A 16,467-nucleotide genomic window follows, 5' to 3' on the forward strand; every position below is an offset into this window, starting at 1 on the left:
AGCCCTCGGTTGTCGGTTACGGGCCGCCATCGGGTGGCCCGGCGGGCGCATATCTAGCGTCGTTTTGCAGGCAGGAATAGCGGCAAGCGGACCAGTCTTTAGGCCGAAACGGCGTCCATCGCGGCCAAAATCGCCGAAAAGCGCTGTTCGACCTCGGCCCGCATCCCGGGGTGGGTAAAAATGTAGAACTGGTCGTCGCGGATCGCGGCCAGCACCTGTCCCGCAACCGACGCCGGATCGAGACCGGCCTCCAGGCGGCGCGCGATCTCGGCGACGACAGCGGCCATCGGGCTTGCCGGATCGAGCTGACGGGTCGGGCCGTACTGCTCCGGGCGGTTGCGCCCGCTCTCGCCGATCCGGGTCCGCACAAAGCTCGGACAGAGCACGCTGACGCCGATCCCGAGCGGCCTGAGTTGCATGGCGAGCCCTTCGGACACGCTGACGACGGCGAACTTGGTCGCCGAATACGGGCTCAGGCCAAGCCCGGCATTCATCCCGGCCATCGATGCCGTGTTGACGATATGACCGCGCTCGCCGTGCTGGCGGATGTGCGGCAGGAAGCTCCTGATGCCGTGCACGACGCCCATCAAATTGACGTCGATCACCCAGCGCCAGTCGTCGACCGAGATCGGGTCGATGCCGCCGCCGGCCGCGACGCCGGCATTGTTGCAGAGGACATGAACCTTGCCGAAGGCGCGGAACGATGCTTCTGCCGCGCGATCGACGCTCAAGGGATCGGCAACGTCGCAGATCACACCATGGACATCCGCGCCGCCGGCGCGCAGCGCATCGACGGCCTTGTCCAGCGGACCGGTTTCGATATCGGCAAGCATCACCTTCATGCCCTCGCGGGCGAAGGCAGTTGCCATCGCAAGTCCGATTCCGCTGGCCGCGCCGGTGACAAAAGCGGCTTTTCCGGCAAGTTCCCGCATCTCAGCCTCCCCTATTTCATGACGTGCCCACATCTACTCTTGCATCGCAGCGCCCGGCCCGATAGCCAAAAGCATCATGTCCGCCTCCTCTCCCCCCATCGTCGTATTCGATCTCGACGGCACGCTGGTCGACACCGCGCCCGATCTGATCGCCGCGCTCAACCATGTGCTCGACCGCGAGGGCTTGCGGCCGGTGCCGCTGGCGGCCGCGCGCAACATGATCGGCGCCGGCGCGCGCAAGCTGCTCGAACGCGGGCTCGAGGTGGAAGGACGCGCGGTCAGCGTCGGTGATCTCGATCGCTTGACCAAGGATTTCGTCGACTATTATGCCGAGCATATCGCCGACGGCTCGCGGCCGTTCGACGGGCTCGAGGGCGCGCTCGACCGGCTCGAGGCAAAGGGCCATCGCTTTGCGGTGTGCACCAACAAGCTGGAATGGCTGTCGAAGCTGCTGCTCGACCGGCTCGGCCTGACCAAGCGCTTCGCCGCGATCTGCGGCGCCGATACCTTCGGCATCGCAAAACCCGATCCGACGTTCCTGCGCGAGACAGTGGCCCGCGCCGGCGGCCGGCTGCCGGGCGCCATCATGGTCGGCGATGCCGGCCCCGATGTCGGGGTGGCAAGGCGCGCCCAGGTTCCGGTGATCGGCGTCGATTTTGGCTATACCGACGTTCCGATGACCGAGCTGAAGCCGGACCGGCTGATCAGCCATATGCGCGATCTGCCGGACGCCGTCGCCAGCCTGAGCGCGGCATAAACTTTCCGCAACATACTGATATCGCTTGGCAATATTTAGCCATGCGATTCCGCCATTAACCATCCTTTAACGAGCAGGGCCCCCGCTGTTGCGCCTCTGTTCCGACGCACCTATGGTCCGCTCCGGGGATTGTGGCTGATTGCCGCAGTAGAGTGTGGATCATGCGTCGTATCATCGTGATTGCGGCCGCCGGGCTGAGCCTGGCCGGCTGCTCCTCCTTCTCATTGGATTCGTTCAAGTCGGCGCCGCCGCCGATGCCGGTGCAGCTGGATTCGAACCCGCCGGGCGCCGACGCCGTGACCTCGCTCGGACCGGGCTGCAAGACGCCCTGCAGCGTGTCGATCCCGGCGCCGGAGACCAACTTCTCCGTCACCTTCAACATGCCGAAGTTCCAGCCGGCGACCGTACCGGTCACCGTGACCCGCGTTCCCGGCGACTTCACCACGCCGGCCACCACCACGCTCGATCCGAGTCCGGTGTTCGCCGAGTTGCAGCCCGCCGGCCCGCCGCCGCGCGCGGCGAAGAAGCCGGTGCGGAAGAAGAGGCCGAAGCCGGCTGCCGCTGCGGCGCCTGCCGCCGCTCCGGACTCCGCGTTCCCCGCCCCGAGCGCGGCTGCGCCGGCGCCGGCCGCGGCTCCGTCGCGCTAGCGCGGGCGGCTGCACCGGATTTGCACTGCACAAGAGCCCGGCCCGAAGCCGGGTTTCTGCATTTGGTCGAGACACATCCGCGATTGCGATCATGCATCGCGCGATATGCCTCGCCTATCGCTTTGCATGTTGCGGATCATCCATACGATCATCCCTTGGGACGCATTGTGACAACGCGCCAACATGCATAGATTGCGGATGCCGGAGCCGATCACGGCGCGGCAGGTAGGGAACAGATTGCAAGGCCCGAACTGAATGAACGGATCCACGCAAGCGCATTCCGACACGCTGTTTCGTCCGATGACCGACCCGTTCGGCCGGACCATCCGTTATTTGCGCGTCTCCGTCACTGACCGCTGCGACCTGCGCTGCTTCTACTGCATGTCGGAGGACATGACCTTCCTGCCGAAGGCCGATCTGCTGACGCTGGAAGAGCTCGACCGGCTCTGCTCGGCGTTCGTCGCCAAGGGCGTGCGCAAGATCCGCCTCACCGGCGGCGAGCCGCTGGTCCGCCGCAACGTGATGGGCCTGGTCCGCTCCCTGTCGCGGCATCTGACCACGGGCGCACTCGACGAATTGACGCTGACCACCAACGGTTCGCAGCTGGCGCGCTTCGCCCAGGAGCTGGCCGATTGCGGCGTGCGCCGCGTCAACGTCTCGCTCGACACGCTCGACCCCGTAAAATTCCGGGCCATCACCCGCTGGGGCGACATCGACAAGGTGCTGTCGGGCATCGAGGCGGCGCGGTCGGCAGGACTCGCCGTCAAGATCAACGCGGTCGCGCTCAAGAACATGAACGAGGACGAGATTCCCGCGCTGATGGAATGGGCGCACGACAAGGGCATGGGCCTGACCTTGATCGAGGTGATGCCGATGGGCGACATCGGCGAAGGCCGGATCGATCAGTACGTGCCGCTGTCCTTGATGCGCGCGCGGCTCGAGAAGCACTACACGCTGACCGATCTGTCCGACGACACCGGCGGCCCCGCCCGCTACGTCCGGGTTGCCGAGACCGGCGGCAAGCTCGGCTTCATCACGCCGATGACCCATAATTTCTGCGAATCCTGCAACCGGGTGCGGATCACCTGCACCGGCACGCTGCACACGTGCCTCGGCCACGAGGACGCCTCCGACCTGCGCCGGCCGCTGCGCGCCTCCGCCGACAACGACCTGCTGGCGGCAGCCATCGACCGGGCCATCGGACTGAAGCCGAAGGGGCACGATTTCATCATCGACCGCCGCCACAACCGTCCGAGCGTCAGCCGCCACATGAGCGTGACCGGCGGCTAGTTTTCAAGCTCCCTCCCGACGCGCGGCCTGTCCCCCGATTACCAAGGCGGGACAACAGTTTGCCGCGGCGTCAATTTGTCCATTTTCCGATTGACGGCGTTCCACGGCGCTGATTTGGTGAATCAGCTTTCACGCTAGTCTGGCCAGCATAGGCCGCTGCCCTCCGTCGGCTCCTGCCGACGACCCCCGGCAGCCAAGAACGGCTGAAGCGGATTTCGGGGGAGGACGAACGTTTGCAACTGCTCCTGAAAGTGAGCCGTGGCTCCGTGCGCATGCGCGCGGCGGCCAGATGATGCTTGAAGAGATATTCGGCGCGCGGATAGCGCGGCCGTGGAGATCGTGATGCGCCCATTGTTGGCATTAAGTCAGGCCATCGACCAACTCAACGAGAAGATCGGCTACATCTGCAACCTGCTGGTGCTGATCTCGTGCCTGGTCAGTGCCGGCAACGCCATGATCCGCTACGCGTTCAGCTACTCCTCGAACGGCTGGCTCGAGGCGCAGTGGTACATGTTCGCGATCCTCGTGATGTTCGGCGCCTCCTACACCTTCAAGCGCAACGAGCATGTCCGCGTCGAGATCATGTATCTGATGCTGTCCGAACGCGGCCAGCTCTGGCTCGACCTGATCGGAACGCTGTTCTTCCTGATCCCGGCCTGCCTCCTGCTCGCCTATCTGTCCTGGCCGTTCTTCTACCAGGCCTATGCGGTCGGCGAGATGAGCGGCAACGCCGGCGGCCTCTTACGCTGGCCGATCAAGTTCGTTATCCCGTCCGGCTTCGTGATGCTTGCGCTGCAAGGCGTCTCAGAGGTGATCAAGCGGATCGCCGCGCTGCAGGGCTACGTGACCATCGACGCGAAGTATGAGAGGCCGACTCAATGATCACGCTGGAGATGATGCCGCCACTGATGTTCGGCGGCCTGATCGTAGCGATGCTGATCGGTTATCCGGTGGCGTTCACGCTCGCCGCGGTCGGCCTGTCGTTCGGGTTCCTCTCGATCTATCTCGGCTTCTTTGACCTCAACTTCCTGCAGGCGATCCCGGGCCGCATCTTCGGCAGCGTGCTGTCCAACGAGCTGCTGCTGGCAATCCCGTTCTTCACCTTCATGGGCGCTATATTGGAGAGATGCGGGCTCGCCGAGGACATGCTGGACTCGATGGGCCAGCTGTTCGGCCCGATCCGCGGCGGCCTCGGCTATTCCGTGATCATCGTCGGCTTCATCCTCGGCGCCATCACCGGCACGGTGGCGGCGCAGGTGATTGCGATGGCGCTGATCTCGATGCCGGTGATGATCCGCTACGGCTACAACATCCGCTACATCACGGGCGTGCTCGCCGCCTCCGGCACCATCACGCAACTTGTCCCTCCCTCTCTCGTCCTGATCGTGCTCGCCGACCAGCTCGGCAAGTCGGTCGGCGACATGTATCTCGGCGCCTGGGGCCCGTCGGTGTTCCAGATCCTGCTGTTCGCCGGCTACACCTTCCTGCTCGGCATCTTCAAGCCGAGCCATGTGCCGGCGGTGCCGGTCGAGGCGCGCACGCTGACCGGTTGGGCGCTGTGGAAGAAGTGCCTGCTCGGCATCATCCCCTCGGCGGTGCTGATCTTCGTCGTGCTCGGCACCATGATGATGGGCCTTGCGACCCCGACGGAAGCCGGCGCCATGGGCGCGGTCGGCGCCATCGTGCTCGCCGCCATCCACCACAAGGATTTCAGCGCCACCGGCAACAAGGTGCTGATAGCAGGCGTGATCGCCGGCGGCATCGGCACCATCATCGCGATGCTCTACAGCGAGAACCTGCTCTTCAAGCTCGCCTTCGCGATCACCTACGCCGCGGTGGTCTGGATCTGCCTCGAGGCCGTCAAGATCCCGGACCTGCGCGACCTGATCAAGCAGGGCTACGAGACCACCATGCGGATCACCTGCATGGTCACCTTCATCCTGATCGGCTCGACCTGCTTCTCGGTCGTGTTCCTCGGCGTATCCGGCGGCACTTGGCTGGAGCACCATCTGACCTCGCTGCCCGGCGGCGTCTGGGGCTTCCTGATCTTCATCAACCTGTTCATCTTCTTCCTGGCGTTCTTCCTCGACTTCTTCGAGATCGCCTTCATCATCCTGCCGATGATCGCGCCGATCGCGCAGAAGGTGCTGGCGCCAGTGGTCGGCCCCGACGCCGCGCTGATCTGGTTCGGCGTGATGCTCTGCGTCAACATGCAGACCTCGTTCCTGCATCCGCCGTTCGGCTTCGCGCTGTTCTATCTGCGCGGCGTGGCACCGAAGGAAGTGAAGAGCTCCGACATCTACTGGGGCGCAATGCCCTGGATCGGCCTGCAGGCGATCATGGTGGCGCTGGTGATTGCGTTCCCGGTCGTCGTCACCGGACTGCTCGACAAGCCGCTCGATGTCGACCTCAACAAGGTCAAGATCGAGGTGCCGCAGATCGAGCTGCCGCCGCTCGACTTCGGCCAGCCGAAGCAGTAGCCGGCATCAGCGCATTCGGCCTGCCCAGAGCATTTCGGTTCTGATTGAATCAGAACCGAAGCTCTGGATTCTCGTTTTGTCGCGTTTTCTTCACGCAAACCGGCGTCCACTTCGCTCGAAAACGCGCTTGCGGGCGCAAGGCACGCCGCTGTTGACGGCATCGGCGAGGCCTGTGAAGACGGGGATACGGATCGTCCTCCAACTCACAGATCGCCGCCATGCCCCAACTGCGTCCCGCCCGCTCGCTCATTCGCCCGCTGATGCTGTCGTTTGGTTTGGCGCTTGCTGCACCCGCGGCGCACGCAGCCGACCTTCGCGCGCTGGCGCAACAGGAGCAGCAGCCGCTGCTCGACACTCTGCGCGACCTCGTGCAGATCGAATCCGGCAGCAAGGACATCGACGGCCTGAACCAGCTTGCCGAGCGCGTCGCCGGCCAGCTCAAGCAACTCGGCGGCGCGGTCGATATCCTGCAGACCACCGATATCTACCGCCTCGACGACACGCCCGACAAGATCGGCCCCGCCGTGCAGGCCGTCTTCAAGGGTACCGGCAGCGCGAAGATCATGCTGATCGCGCACATGGACACGGTGTATCTCAAGGGCATGCTGAAGGACCAACCCTTCCGCGTTGATGGCGACAAGGCCTATGGGCTCGGCATTGCCGACGACAAGCAGGGCGTCGCCACCATCCTCCACGCCGTGGCGTTGCTGCAGAAGCTGAACTTCAAAAATTACGGTACGCTCACGGTGCTGATCAATGGCGACGAGGAGATCTCTTCGCCCGGCTGGCGCAGCACCATCACCCGCCTCGCCGCGGAGCAGGATGCCGTGTTCTCGTTCGAGGGCAGCGGCACCGACGGTACGCTGCGCCTCGCCACCAGCGGCATCGGCTCGGCCTACCTCACGGTGCACGGCAAGTCTTCGCATGCGGGTGCGAGGCCCGAAGGCGGCGTGAATGCGCTCTATGAGCTGTCACACCAGGTGCTGCAGATGAAGGACCTGTCCAAGCCGGAGCAGGGCCTGAAGCTGAACTGGACGGTGTCCAAGTCCGGCACCAACCGCAACGTGATCCCCGCCGAAGCCACGGCCCAGGCCGACGCGCGTGCGCTCAAGGTGGCGGATTTCGACGAGCTCGAGAAAGCCCTGCAGGACAAGATCAAGAATCGCCTGCTGCCGGACTCCAGGGTGGACGTGAAGTTCGAGGTGCGCCGCCCGCCGCTCGAGGCCACCGACGCCTCGCGCCGCATCGCCGGCCACGGCAAGACGATCTATCAGGAGCTGGGCCTGTCGCTGAACGTCGCCGAAAGGGCCACCGGCGGCGGCACCGATGCGGCGTTTGCCGCGCTCAAGACCAAGGGCGCCGTGGTCGAAGGCATGGGCCTGTCGGGCTTCGGCGCGCACTCCAACGATGCCGAATACGTGCAGATCAACAGCATCGTGCCGCGCCTGTATTTGACCACGCGCATGATCATGGATCTGTCCGACGGCAAGGTGAAATAGACCGGCAAAGGCCGCGGCACGTTCGCGGGCCGGTTCAGGACGCCGCCGGCTCTTGCTTCGCGAGGCGGAAGCTCAGCGTGAACTGGGCGCCGCCCGACGGCAGGTTCTCCACCCGCACCGTCGCATCGTGATCCTCGACGACGCCGCGTACGATCGAGAGGCCGAGCCCGGCGCCGTCGGTGCGCTGGCGATCGCGACGCCAGAAGCGCTGGAAGATCAAGCCCTGCTCGGCGGGCGCAATCCCCGGCCCGCAGTCGCGCACCTGCACCGAACCGTTGTCGTGCACCTCGACATCGACCGAGGTCGCATCGGCGGTGTACTTGATGGCGTTCTCCGCCAGATTGAAGATCGCGCGCTGCAGCATCTCCGCATTGCCCCTGACCTGCACCGGACTGTCGGTGCCGCGCAGCGCGATGTCCTTGTGCTGCGCCAGCGCGTAAGGCGCGATCGAGCCGACCACCTCGGCGCACACCGCGCGCAAATCCGCGGTCTCGCCGGGATCAAGCACCAGCGTGTCGAGTTCGGCGATCTCGAGCAGCTGGCTGACGATGCGGCTCATGCTCTCGATGTCGGCATGCAGCTCCCTGGTCCCCTTGGCCGCATCGAGCGTCTCGATCCGGGTCCTGAGGATCGCAAGCGGCGTGCGCAGCTGATGCGCGGCATCGGCCGTGAACTGGCGCTGCACGTGAAAGCCTTCCTCAAGGCGATCGAACGCCTGGTTGACGGCCGTCACCAGCGGCAGGATCTCGCTCGGAATCCCCTCCGTCGGAAGGCGGATATCGGTCCTTGCCGGCCCGATGCTTCTCGCCTCCTCCGAGGCCCGCAACAGCGGAATCACCGCGCGGCGGAAGATCAGGATGTCGGTCGCAAGCAGGATCAGAAGGATCGGGATGGTGATCCAGCCAACCCGCCGGAAGAAATTGGAGACGATGTCGTCGATGATGACGTCGCGATGCGACAGGTCCTCGGCGACCAGGATGCGCAGCGTCTGGCCGCCGAGCAGCCTGGTGACGCTGGCACCGGAAATCCGGTTGGCCAAGGCCGGCAGTCGCGGCGCCTCGCGATGCGACGAAAACAGCAGATGATCGTCGGCATCGTAGATGTCGTAGCGGTAGCGGCCATAGGCGTCGGAATAGAGCCCCCTCAGGCTGTCCGGCAAGTTGAGCTGCACCTTGCCCGTGGCATCGACCGAGAGGTTCTGGCCGAGATCGGCGGCCTGGTCGCGCATCGCTTCGCGATGCAGCTGATTGATCTCCGAATTCAACAGCCACAGCAGCAGCAGCGGCAGAAAGATCGCCGCGACCGCGACCGCCACGATGTGCAGGAACACGATCCGCGACGTCAGCGACTTGAAGCGGAACACGCCTACTTCTCCTCCGCCATCAGATAACCGACGCCCCGAATGGTGTGGATGATGACCCTGGCGCGGTGCTCGGTGAGCAGCTTGCGCAGCCGCGACACGTAAACCTCGACCGCGTTCGAGGCGACCTCGCCGGACAGGCCGAAGATGTGGTCCTCGACATTCTTCTTCGGCACCACCCGCCCCTGCCGCCGCAACAGGATCTCCAGCACCGACGTTTCGCGCGCGGAGAACACGTGCGGAGCGCCGTCGACGAACACCTGCTTGCTCTCGGTGTCGTAGACCAGATTGGCGAGCTTCAGCGAGGAGCCGAGCAGCTGGCCGGGCCGGCGCAGGATGGCTTCGAGCCGCGCCACCAGCTCCTCCAGCGCGAACGGCTTCGCCAGATAGTCGTCCGCGCCGCTGCGCAGGCCGCTGACCCGATCCTGCAGGCCGCCCCGCGCGGTCAGCACCAGGACCGGCAGCGGATCGGTCTTGCGGCGAAGCTCCGACAGCACCGACAAGCCATCGCCATCGGGCAATCCGAGATCGAGGATCATGGCGGCATAGCTGACGCTGCGCAGCGCATCGCGCGCCTCGGCAACGCTGTTGACGACATCGGACTCGTATCCCGCCGCCATCAGCCCGCTGGCGAGCAGCCGCGAGAGCTCGACATTGTCCTCGACGATCAGAAGGCGCATCGCAGCAATCCTGACTTCATTCAATCGATCTTCTGCTTGCTGTCATCAAACAAGACGCATGCGAAGGTGACGTCTCGATGGCGACACAAGCGCATGTTGCTCCAGCTAGTGTTACTGCCCTGAAAACAGATACCGCCTACCCGCTGCAATCAAAATCCACGCCAGGCGCCTTTGACTGCGCCCGCGTAAGGCTGACGTCAGGTAGCCATGATAACATAACGGATTGCGCGTTCGCGCCCGGAGATCGAGAACTGGCAACTGCCGCCACGGCCAGCCGGCGGTCATGCGTCTTCGCAAGCCGCGTCGCGCCGCAGCCGTGATCGCGGCATGGAAAAGCCCCGGAGCTTTCGCTCCGAGGCCGATTTCCTGTCCAACTCGCAGCGGTCACGCCTGCGAGTGGCGCGCCATGAAATTGTCGTAGCCGACCTCGGCGACCTGGAACCATTGATAGCCGTTGTTGGAGAACGAGGTCAGCGAGTCGTAGACCTTCTTGAAGTTGGCATTGGTCGCGGAAACCTCGGCATGCAACTCCTTGGCGGCCTTGAAGGAGGCCTCCATCACCGCAGGCGGGAACGGACGCAGCTTGGTGCCGACCGCGAGCAGCTTCTTCAGCGCGATCGGATTGGCCTGGTCGTAGCGCGCCATCATCCAGTTGTTGGCGAGATGGCCGGCCTGCTCGAGCACGAACTGATAATGCTTCGGCAGCGCGTTCCACTTGTCGAGGTTGATCATCGCCACCAGCATGGGGCCGCCTTCCCACCAGCCTGGGAAGTAGTAGTTCGGCGCGACCTTGTAGAAGCCGAGCTTCTCGTCGTCGTAGGGACCGACCCACTCGGCCGCATCGATGGTGCCCTTTTCCAGCGCCGGATAGATGTCGCCGCCGGCGAGCTGCTGCGGCACCGCGCCGAGCTTCTGCATCACCTTGCCGGCAAAGCCGCCGATGCGGAATTTGAGGCCCTTGAGATCGTCGACGCTGGTGATCTCCTTGCGAAACCAGCCACCCATCTGGCAGCCGGTGTTGCCGGCGAGCAGCGAGGTGACGTTGTAGCTCTTGTAGAACTCGTTGAGCAGGTCCTTGCCGCCGCCCAGCATGAACCAGGCCTGGTTGAGGCGCATGTTGGGTCCGAACGGCACCGCGGAGCCGAAGGTGAAGGTCGGGTCCTTGCCGAAATAATAATAGGGCGCGGTGTGCCCCATCTCGACGGTGCCGTTCTGCACGGCGTCGAGCACCTGCAGGCCGGGCACGATCTCGCCCGCAGCAAAGGTCTGGATCTGGAATTTGTTGTCGGTGGCTTCACCCACCGCCTTCGCCATCAGCTCGGCGCCGCCGTGCAGCGTGTCGAGCGACTTCGGCCAGCTCGTCGTCAGGCGCCACTTGAGCTCCGGCATCGACTGCGCGATCGCAGGAGCTGCGACCGTGGCTGCGCCGGCGACGCCCAGACCCGTGACCTTGATGAAATCTCTTCGCTTCATTTGAATCCTGCCCTGTTCGATTGTGTTGTCCGAGCGTCGACTGCTTTCGATCGTCGCGCCGCTTTTCTTTGCCGTCATGACCGATGACCGATCACACGCCGCCTTCGTGCCGAGGCTTCGGATGCGAGCATGGAGCATCCCCTTCCCGAATGCCAGACGCAAAAAACCCGGCCTCCTTCTGGAGGCCGGGCAATGCGTTCGCGTCGCGCGAACGCTCGTCCAAAAGGCTAGACGCCGATCAGCCGCGGGTACGCGAGCGGATCATGAAGCTGTCGAAGGTGTATTCGGCGACCTGCCACCACAGATACTGGTCGGAGCGGTAGGCCTGCATGGCATCGATCGACTTCTTGAAGTCGGCATTCTTGGCCGAGATTTCACCCCACAGCTCGTTGGTCGCCTTGAGGCAGGCCTCGAGCACCTCGTTGGTGAACGGACGCAGCTGCGTGCCGCCGGCAACCAGCCGCTTCAGCGCGGAGGGGTTCTGCATGTCGTAGCGCGCGGCCATCCAGCTGTTGGCGTTGGCGGCGCCGTTGGCCAGGATCGCCTGGTAGTTCTTCGGCAGCGCGTTCCACTTCTCCAGGTTGACGAAGGAGTGCACGGTCGGACCGCCTTCCCAGAAGCCCGGATAGTAGTAGTACTTGGCGACCTTCTGGAAGCCGAGCTTCTCGTCGTCATAGGGACCGACCCACTCGGCCGCGTCGATGGTGCCCTTTTCGAGCGCCGGATAGATGTCGCCGCCGGCGAGCTGCTGCGGCACCACGCCGACCTTCTGCAGCACCTGGCCGGCAATGCCGCCGATGCGCATCTTGAGGCCCGACATGTCGGCGACGGTCTTGATCTCCTTGCGGAACCAGCCGCCCATCTGGGTGCCGGTGTTGCCGGTCGGGAAACCGATCACGCCGAACTTCTTGAAGAACTCGTTGCCGAGTTCCTGGCCACCGCCCTGATACCACCAGGAGTTCTGCATGCGGGCATTGAGACCGAACGGCACCGACGCGTAGATCGCGAAGGTCGGGTCCTTGCCGACATAGTAGTAGGCGACGGTGTGCGACATCTCGACCGTGCCGTTGGAGGTCGCGTCCAGCGCCTGCAGGCCGGGGACGATTTCACCCGCCGCGAACACCTGGATCTGGAACTTGTTGTCGGTCATTTCGGCGACGTACTTCGACAGCTCGACGGCACCGCCATAGATGGTGTCCAGCGACTTCGGGAAGCTCGAGGTCAGGCGCCACTTGATTTCAGGCGAGGACTGCGCGATCGCCGGCGCGGCAACCGCCGTCGCGGCAGCACCGGCCGCAGAAACTTTCAAAAAATCACGACGCTTCATCGTAAGACTTCTCCTTCAGGGGCGTTTCCCAGTGACCGCAAGCAGTTCTCCGGCAGGCGCATGAAGGCCTGCCGAGGCGCTCTGGGTCGGCCCTTTAACACGGAAGGCGGCGTCACGGAAACGCGACAATGGCATGACCGCGCCAATTAAACGAAAGTCTGATGAGGCTGGAAATCAGCCGGAAAATGCGCCTTCAGGGAGCGACGATGACGCCTGGCAGGTGGCCGCGGAGCTGCCGCCGACCGCGCGGTAAATCGCCGCGTGCGGGCCGTCCGGTCCGCTCTCAACCACCGGGTTACGGGAGCAATCAGCGCCGCGTCGTGTCTCGCGCCTTCTTGGCTTGATCAGCCAAATACCGCCCGCGCCGAATCCAGCTTTGCGCGGTTGTCTTGCTGACGCCATACGTCTTGGCGATCGCCTCGGCAGCCTCGCCGATCGAGTCGGATTTCTTGGCCATGTTGAATGCCAGCCGGGAGGCCTCTGCGCGCTTCTCCCGCGTCAGATGTTTGCGGTGCTGTTTGTTTGCTTCGCGTGATGCTGCCATGTCGATGGTCGCCTCACGGCCCCTTCCCGCAGTTTTGGCTTCACCCGTGGCCGCCTTCCGCTGATCGAAGGCTGGTACGATTCGGCCACTCCTGCATAAACATACAGGCCGGAACCGATTCAGCAATCGTCCAAAGGCACCAAGGGCCACAGGCCTGTGAAGAAGGCCCGCCGGGCTCCGACGCTTCGAGGCCGATCGGCCCAGCGGGACGGCAGCGCGGGCTCAGGCTGCCGCGATGCGGGCTCAGGCTGCCGCGATGACGCCTTGCAGCTGCTCGCGGACCTTGCCGCCGATCGCGCGGTAGATCGCTGCGTGCGGGCCGTCCGGTTCGCTCTCGACCACCGGGTTGCCGGAATCGGAGGCGGTGCGGATCGCGATGTGCAGGGGGATTTCGCCGAGGAACGGCACCCCGAGCTTCTCGGCCTCGTGGCGGGCGCCACCATGGCCGAAGATATCCGAGCGGGTGCCGCAATGCGGGCACTGGAAATAGCTCATGTTCTCGACGATGCCGAGCACCGGCACGTTGACCTTCTTGAACATCGCAAGCCCGCGCCGGGCGTCGATCAGCGAGAGGTCCTGCGGGGTCGAGACGATGACGGCGCCCTTGAGCGGGACGTTCTGCGCCAGCGTGAGCTGGGCATCGCCGGTGCCGGGCGGCATGTCGACCACGAGCACGTCGAGCGTGCCCCAGGCGACGTCGCGCAGCATCTGGGTGATCGCCGACATCACCATCGGCCCGCGCCAGATCATCGCGGTGTCCTCCTCGACCAGGAAGCCGATCGACATGATCGACAGGCCGAAGCGCTGCAGCGGGACCATCTTCTTGTCGTCATTGAGCCGCGGCTTCTCGCGGATGCCGGTCAGCCGCGGCACCGACGGGCCGTAGATGTCGGCGTCGAGCAGCCCGACGCGCAGGCCGAGGTCGCGCAGGCCGAGCGCGAGGTTGAGCGCCGTGGTCGACTTGCCGACGCCGCCCTTGCCTGAGGCGACGGCGATGACGGCGGAGATGCCGGGGATCTCGGCCTGCCGGGCCATCGGCGATTGCCCGCCGGGCGGATGCGGATGACGATGGGCGGACGCCGGCGGGACGCCGCCGGCCGGCCGCGGCGCCGGCGCCGCACCGCCCGCCTTGCGCTCGGCGGTCAGCGCGATCATCGCGACGCTGACGCCGGGAATGGCGCGCACGGCGTTCTCGGCCTGCGCACGCACGCTCTCCCAGGCGCGCGCCTCCGCGGCGTCGACATTGATCGAGAAGAACACCTTGCCGTCGGTGACCGTGATCGCCGACAGCACATTGGCGTTGGTCAAGGCCGTGCCGCGTGGCGACATCACCCTGGCAAGGCAATCGAGAACCTGTTGCTGCGTCACGCTCACCGCGCATCTCCTGGGCATTTTAGTCGGCATGATCTTGTTCGGAAAACCGCTTCGCACTTTTCCGGATCATGCCCCAAGAGACGACCCATAGAGCGTTGCAGCGCAAAAGGCTACCTCGCTCCGACGTCGTCCCGCCGCTCGGCCGGCGCAGCCGAGCCGCCTTCCTTGGCGGCCTCGTAGTTCAGCTCGATCATGACCCCGTTGGGGTCGTTCACGAAGATCTGCCAGAGATCGCCGCCGGGAACCTGGCGCGAGTCGAATTCCATGCCCTTGGACTGAAGCCGTTGCCTCATCCCATCGAAGCCCTGGCTGGCAAAGGCGACGTGATGGACGACGCCCGAGTCAGGCTTTTGTGCCTCGTCGGTCGCCGAAATATCGACCAGATGCACGACCGCCTTGCCCTCGCTGTACATCCACGCACCGGGGAACGCGAAGTTCGGCCGCGCGCCCTTTTCCAGGCCCAGAATGTCCTCATAGAACCGCACGGTGGCGGAGAGATTCCGGGTCCGGATATTGAAATGATCGAGCACACCGACGCTCATGCCCATGCGAGACACTCCCTTTTTTGTGAAGTTCGTTGGTGGGCCAATCCTAGCACAAAACCGCCTTCTGCCATCCCACCAAGGCCGTTGCCCTCCGCTGCACAGGGGGTATGGTGCGGCTCCTTCCATGGACGGAATGCCCTGCCCGCCGCGACGTTTTCCGGCGGTCTCAAGGGGCGATCACCACGGCAAATCACAAGGTATCAGACATGGCTAAAGTCGCTTTCCTCGGTCTCGGCGTAATGGGTTTCCCGATGGCGGGACACCTCGTGAAAAAGGGCGGCCATGAGGTCACCGTGTACAACCGGACCGCGGCGAAGGCGAAGGAATGGGCCGACAAGTTCGGCGGCAAGACGGCGCCGACCCCGAAGGCCGCCGCCGAAGGTCAGGATTTCGTGATGTGCTGCGTCGGCAATGACAACGACCTGCGCGCGGTCACGATCGGCCCCGACGGCGCCTTCGCCGGGGTCAGGAAGGGCGCGACCTTCGTCGATCACACCACCGCCTCCGCCGAGGTCGCCCGCGAGCTCGATGCCGCCGCGACCAAGGCCAGCTTCAAGTTCGTCGACGCGCCGGTGTCGGGCGGCCAGGCCGGCGCCGAGAACGGCGTGCTGACGGTGATGTGCGGCGGCAGCGAAGACGCCTATGCAGGCGCGGAGCCGATCATCACCGGCGCCTATGCACGGATGTGCAAATTGCTCGGCCCGGCCGGCGCCGGCCAGCTCACCAAGATGGTCAACCAGATCTGCATCGCAGGCCTGGTTCAGGGCCTGTCGGAGGGCATCCACTTCGCCAAGAAGAGTGGCCTCGACGTCGCCGCCGTGATCGAAACCATCTCCAAGGGCGCGGCGCAGTCCTGGCAGATGGAAAACCGCTACAAGACCATGAACGAGGGCAAGTACGATTTCGGCTTCGCGGTCGAGTGGATGCGCAAGGATCTCTCGATTGCGCTGGCGGAAGCCCGCCGCAACGGCGCCACCCTGCCCGCCACCGCGCTGGTCGACCAGTTCTATGCCGAGGTCGAGAAGATGGGCGGCAAGCGCTGGGACACGTCGAGCCTGCTCGCCCGTCTGCAGCGCTAACGCTTCCCACCATCTCGTCATGCCCGGGCTTGTCCCGGGCATCCACGTCTTTGGATCCACGAGAAGCAAGACGTAAATGGCCGGGACAAGCCCGGCCATGACAACATGGAATTGTCGGACCTGGCGTGCGCGTGTGCGCCCGCCATCGCGCCCCCGCGCAAAGGTTAATTTAGGGTCCAGACTCAATTGAGCCAATATGCGACGAGAGCGGCGAGATGAACAGCGGCCAAAAAATTACGGGCGAGCTTGTCATATCGCGTGGCGATGCGCCGGAAGTCCTTGAGCCTGCAAAAGCAGCGTTCGATGACATTTCGTCCTTTGTAGGCGCGTTTGTTGAAGCGATGGATGACGACACGGTTAGATTTATTGGGGATTACGGGCTTGGCGCCACGACGAATGATTGCGCCGCGAAGCTTGTCGCCATCATACCCTTTGTCGGCGAGGAGCACGCTCATGGGTGGCGCGAGCGCCAGGACATCG

The 16,467-nt window shown here is 64.6% G+C and carries 16 protein-coding genes; 7 read left to right on the forward strand and 9 right to left on the reverse strand.

Going from position 1 to position 16,467, the window contains the following annotated elements; all coding sequences use genetic code 11:
* Window positions 1-98: 98 nt before the first annotated feature.
* Entirely contained in the window at window positions 99-932 is an 834-nt protein-coding gene (locus tag QJT82_RS13490) for an SDR family NAD(P)-dependent oxidoreductase (RefSeq protein WP_028344551.1), read from the reverse strand.
* 76 nt (window positions 933-1,008) lie between these two features.
* On the opposite strand from QJT82_RS13490, the gene QJT82_RS13495 reads away from it, so the two are divergent.
* From QJT82_RS13495 to QJT82_RS13520, 6 genes are all read left to right on the forward strand, one after another.
* On the forward strand, window positions 1,009-1,689 hold the full coding sequence (locus QJT82_RS13495; protein WP_035633942.1) for an HAD hydrolase-like protein: 681 nt from the start codon (window positions 1,009-1,011) through the stop codon (window positions 1,687-1,689).
* A gap of 161 nt (window positions 1,690-1,850) precedes the next feature.
* On the forward strand, window positions 1,851-2,336 hold the full coding sequence (locus tag QJT82_RS13500) for a hypothetical protein (RefSeq protein WP_264641904.1): 486 nt from the start codon (window positions 1,851-1,853) through the stop codon (window positions 2,334-2,336).
* A gap of 255 nt (window positions 2,337-2,591) precedes the next feature.
* Window positions 2,592-3,626: a GTP 3',8-cyclase MoaA gene (gene moaA, locus QJT82_RS13505; RefSeq protein WP_028344548.1), complete on the forward strand. Its 1,035-nt coding sequence runs from the start codon at window positions 2,592-2,594 to the stop codon at window positions 3,624-3,626.
* Between the two features lie 342 nt (window positions 3,627-3,968).
* Window positions 3,969-4,508 (forward strand): TRAP transporter small permease subunit, encoded by a 540-nt coding sequence (locus tag QJT82_RS13510; RefSeq protein ID WP_028334243.1) that lies wholly within the window; start codon window positions 3,969-3,971, stop codon window positions 4,506-4,508.
* Window positions 4,505-6,106: a TRAP transporter large permease subunit gene (locus QJT82_RS13515; protein ID WP_028344547.1), complete on the forward strand. Its 1,602-nt coding sequence runs from the start codon at window positions 4,505-4,507 to the stop codon at window positions 6,104-6,106. The genes QJT82_RS13510 and QJT82_RS13515 overlap by 4 nt, the downstream gene beginning before the upstream one ends.
* Before the next feature lie 218 nt (window positions 6,107-6,324).
* Window positions 6,325-7,605 (forward strand): M20/M25/M40 family metallo-hydrolase, encoded by a 1,281-nt coding sequence (locus tag QJT82_RS13520; RefSeq protein ID WP_028344546.1) that lies wholly within the window; start codon window positions 6,325-6,327, stop codon window positions 7,603-7,605.
* A gap of 34 nt (window positions 7,606-7,639) precedes the next feature.
* Here QJT82_RS13520 and QJT82_RS13525 read toward each other — a convergent pair whose 3' ends face one another.
* From QJT82_RS13525 to QJT82_RS13555, 7 genes are all read right to left on the reverse strand, one after another.
* Window positions 7,640-8,968: an ATP-binding protein gene (locus QJT82_RS13525; protein WP_028344545.1), complete on the reverse strand. Its 1,329-nt coding sequence runs from the start codon at window positions 8,966-8,968 to the stop codon at window positions 7,640-7,642.
* A gap of 2 nt (window positions 8,969-8,970) precedes the next feature.
* On the reverse strand, window positions 8,971-9,645 hold the full coding sequence (locus QJT82_RS13530) for a response regulator transcription factor (protein ID WP_028344544.1): 675 nt from the start codon (window positions 9,643-9,645) through the stop codon (window positions 8,971-8,973).
* 384 nt (window positions 9,646-10,029) lie between these two features.
* Window positions 10,030-11,118, reverse strand: a complete 1,089-nt coding sequence (locus tag QJT82_RS13535) for a TRAP transporter substrate-binding protein (RefSeq protein WP_028344543.1) — start codon at window positions 11,116-11,118, stop codon at window positions 10,030-10,032.
* 238 nt (window positions 11,119-11,356) lie between these two features.
* Window positions 11,357-12,445 carry a TRAP transporter substrate-binding protein gene (locus QJT82_RS13540; protein ID WP_028344542.1) on the reverse strand — a complete coding sequence of 363 codons (1,089 nt, stop codon included), beginning with the start codon at window positions 12,443-12,445 and terminating at the stop codon, window positions 11,357-11,359.
* Between the two features lie 307 nt (window positions 12,446-12,752).
* The gene (locus QJT82_RS13545; protein ID WP_028344541.1) at window positions 12,753-12,989 is read right to left on the reverse strand and encodes a hypothetical protein; all 237 of its coding nucleotides are present in this window, start codon (window positions 12,987-12,989) and stop codon (window positions 12,753-12,755) included.
* Window positions 12,990-13,232: 243 nt separating this feature from the next.
* The gene (locus tag QJT82_RS13550; protein ID WP_028344540.1) at window positions 13,233-14,363 is read right to left on the reverse strand and encodes an Mrp/NBP35 family ATP-binding protein; all 1,131 of its coding nucleotides are present in this window, start codon (window positions 14,361-14,363) and stop codon (window positions 13,233-13,235) included.
* A 110-nt stretch (window positions 14,364-14,473) separates the two neighbouring features.
* Window positions 14,474-14,911: a VOC family protein gene (locus QJT82_RS13555; protein ID WP_016843272.1), complete on the reverse strand. Its 438-nt coding sequence runs from the start codon at window positions 14,909-14,911 to the stop codon at window positions 14,474-14,476.
* A gap of 173 nt (window positions 14,912-15,084) precedes the next feature.
* Between QJT82_RS13555 and QJT82_RS13560 the strand changes: the two genes are divergently transcribed.
* Window positions 15,085-15,987, forward strand: a complete 903-nt coding sequence (locus QJT82_RS13560; RefSeq protein WP_259245202.1) for an NAD(P)-dependent oxidoreductase — start codon at window positions 15,085-15,087, stop codon at window positions 15,985-15,987.
* Between the two features lie 182 nt (window positions 15,988-16,169).
* Here QJT82_RS13560 and QJT82_RS13565 read toward each other — a convergent pair.
* On the reverse strand, window positions 16,170-16,467 hold a 298-nt coding region (locus QJT82_RS13565; protein ID WP_281446641.1), incomplete at its 5' end, for a transposase.

Source organism: Bradyrhizobium sp. Mp19 (genome assembly GCF_029952935.1).
Taxonomy (GTDB): Bacteria; Pseudomonadota; Alphaproteobacteria; order Rhizobiales; family Xanthobacteraceae; genus Bradyrhizobium; species Bradyrhizobium elkanii.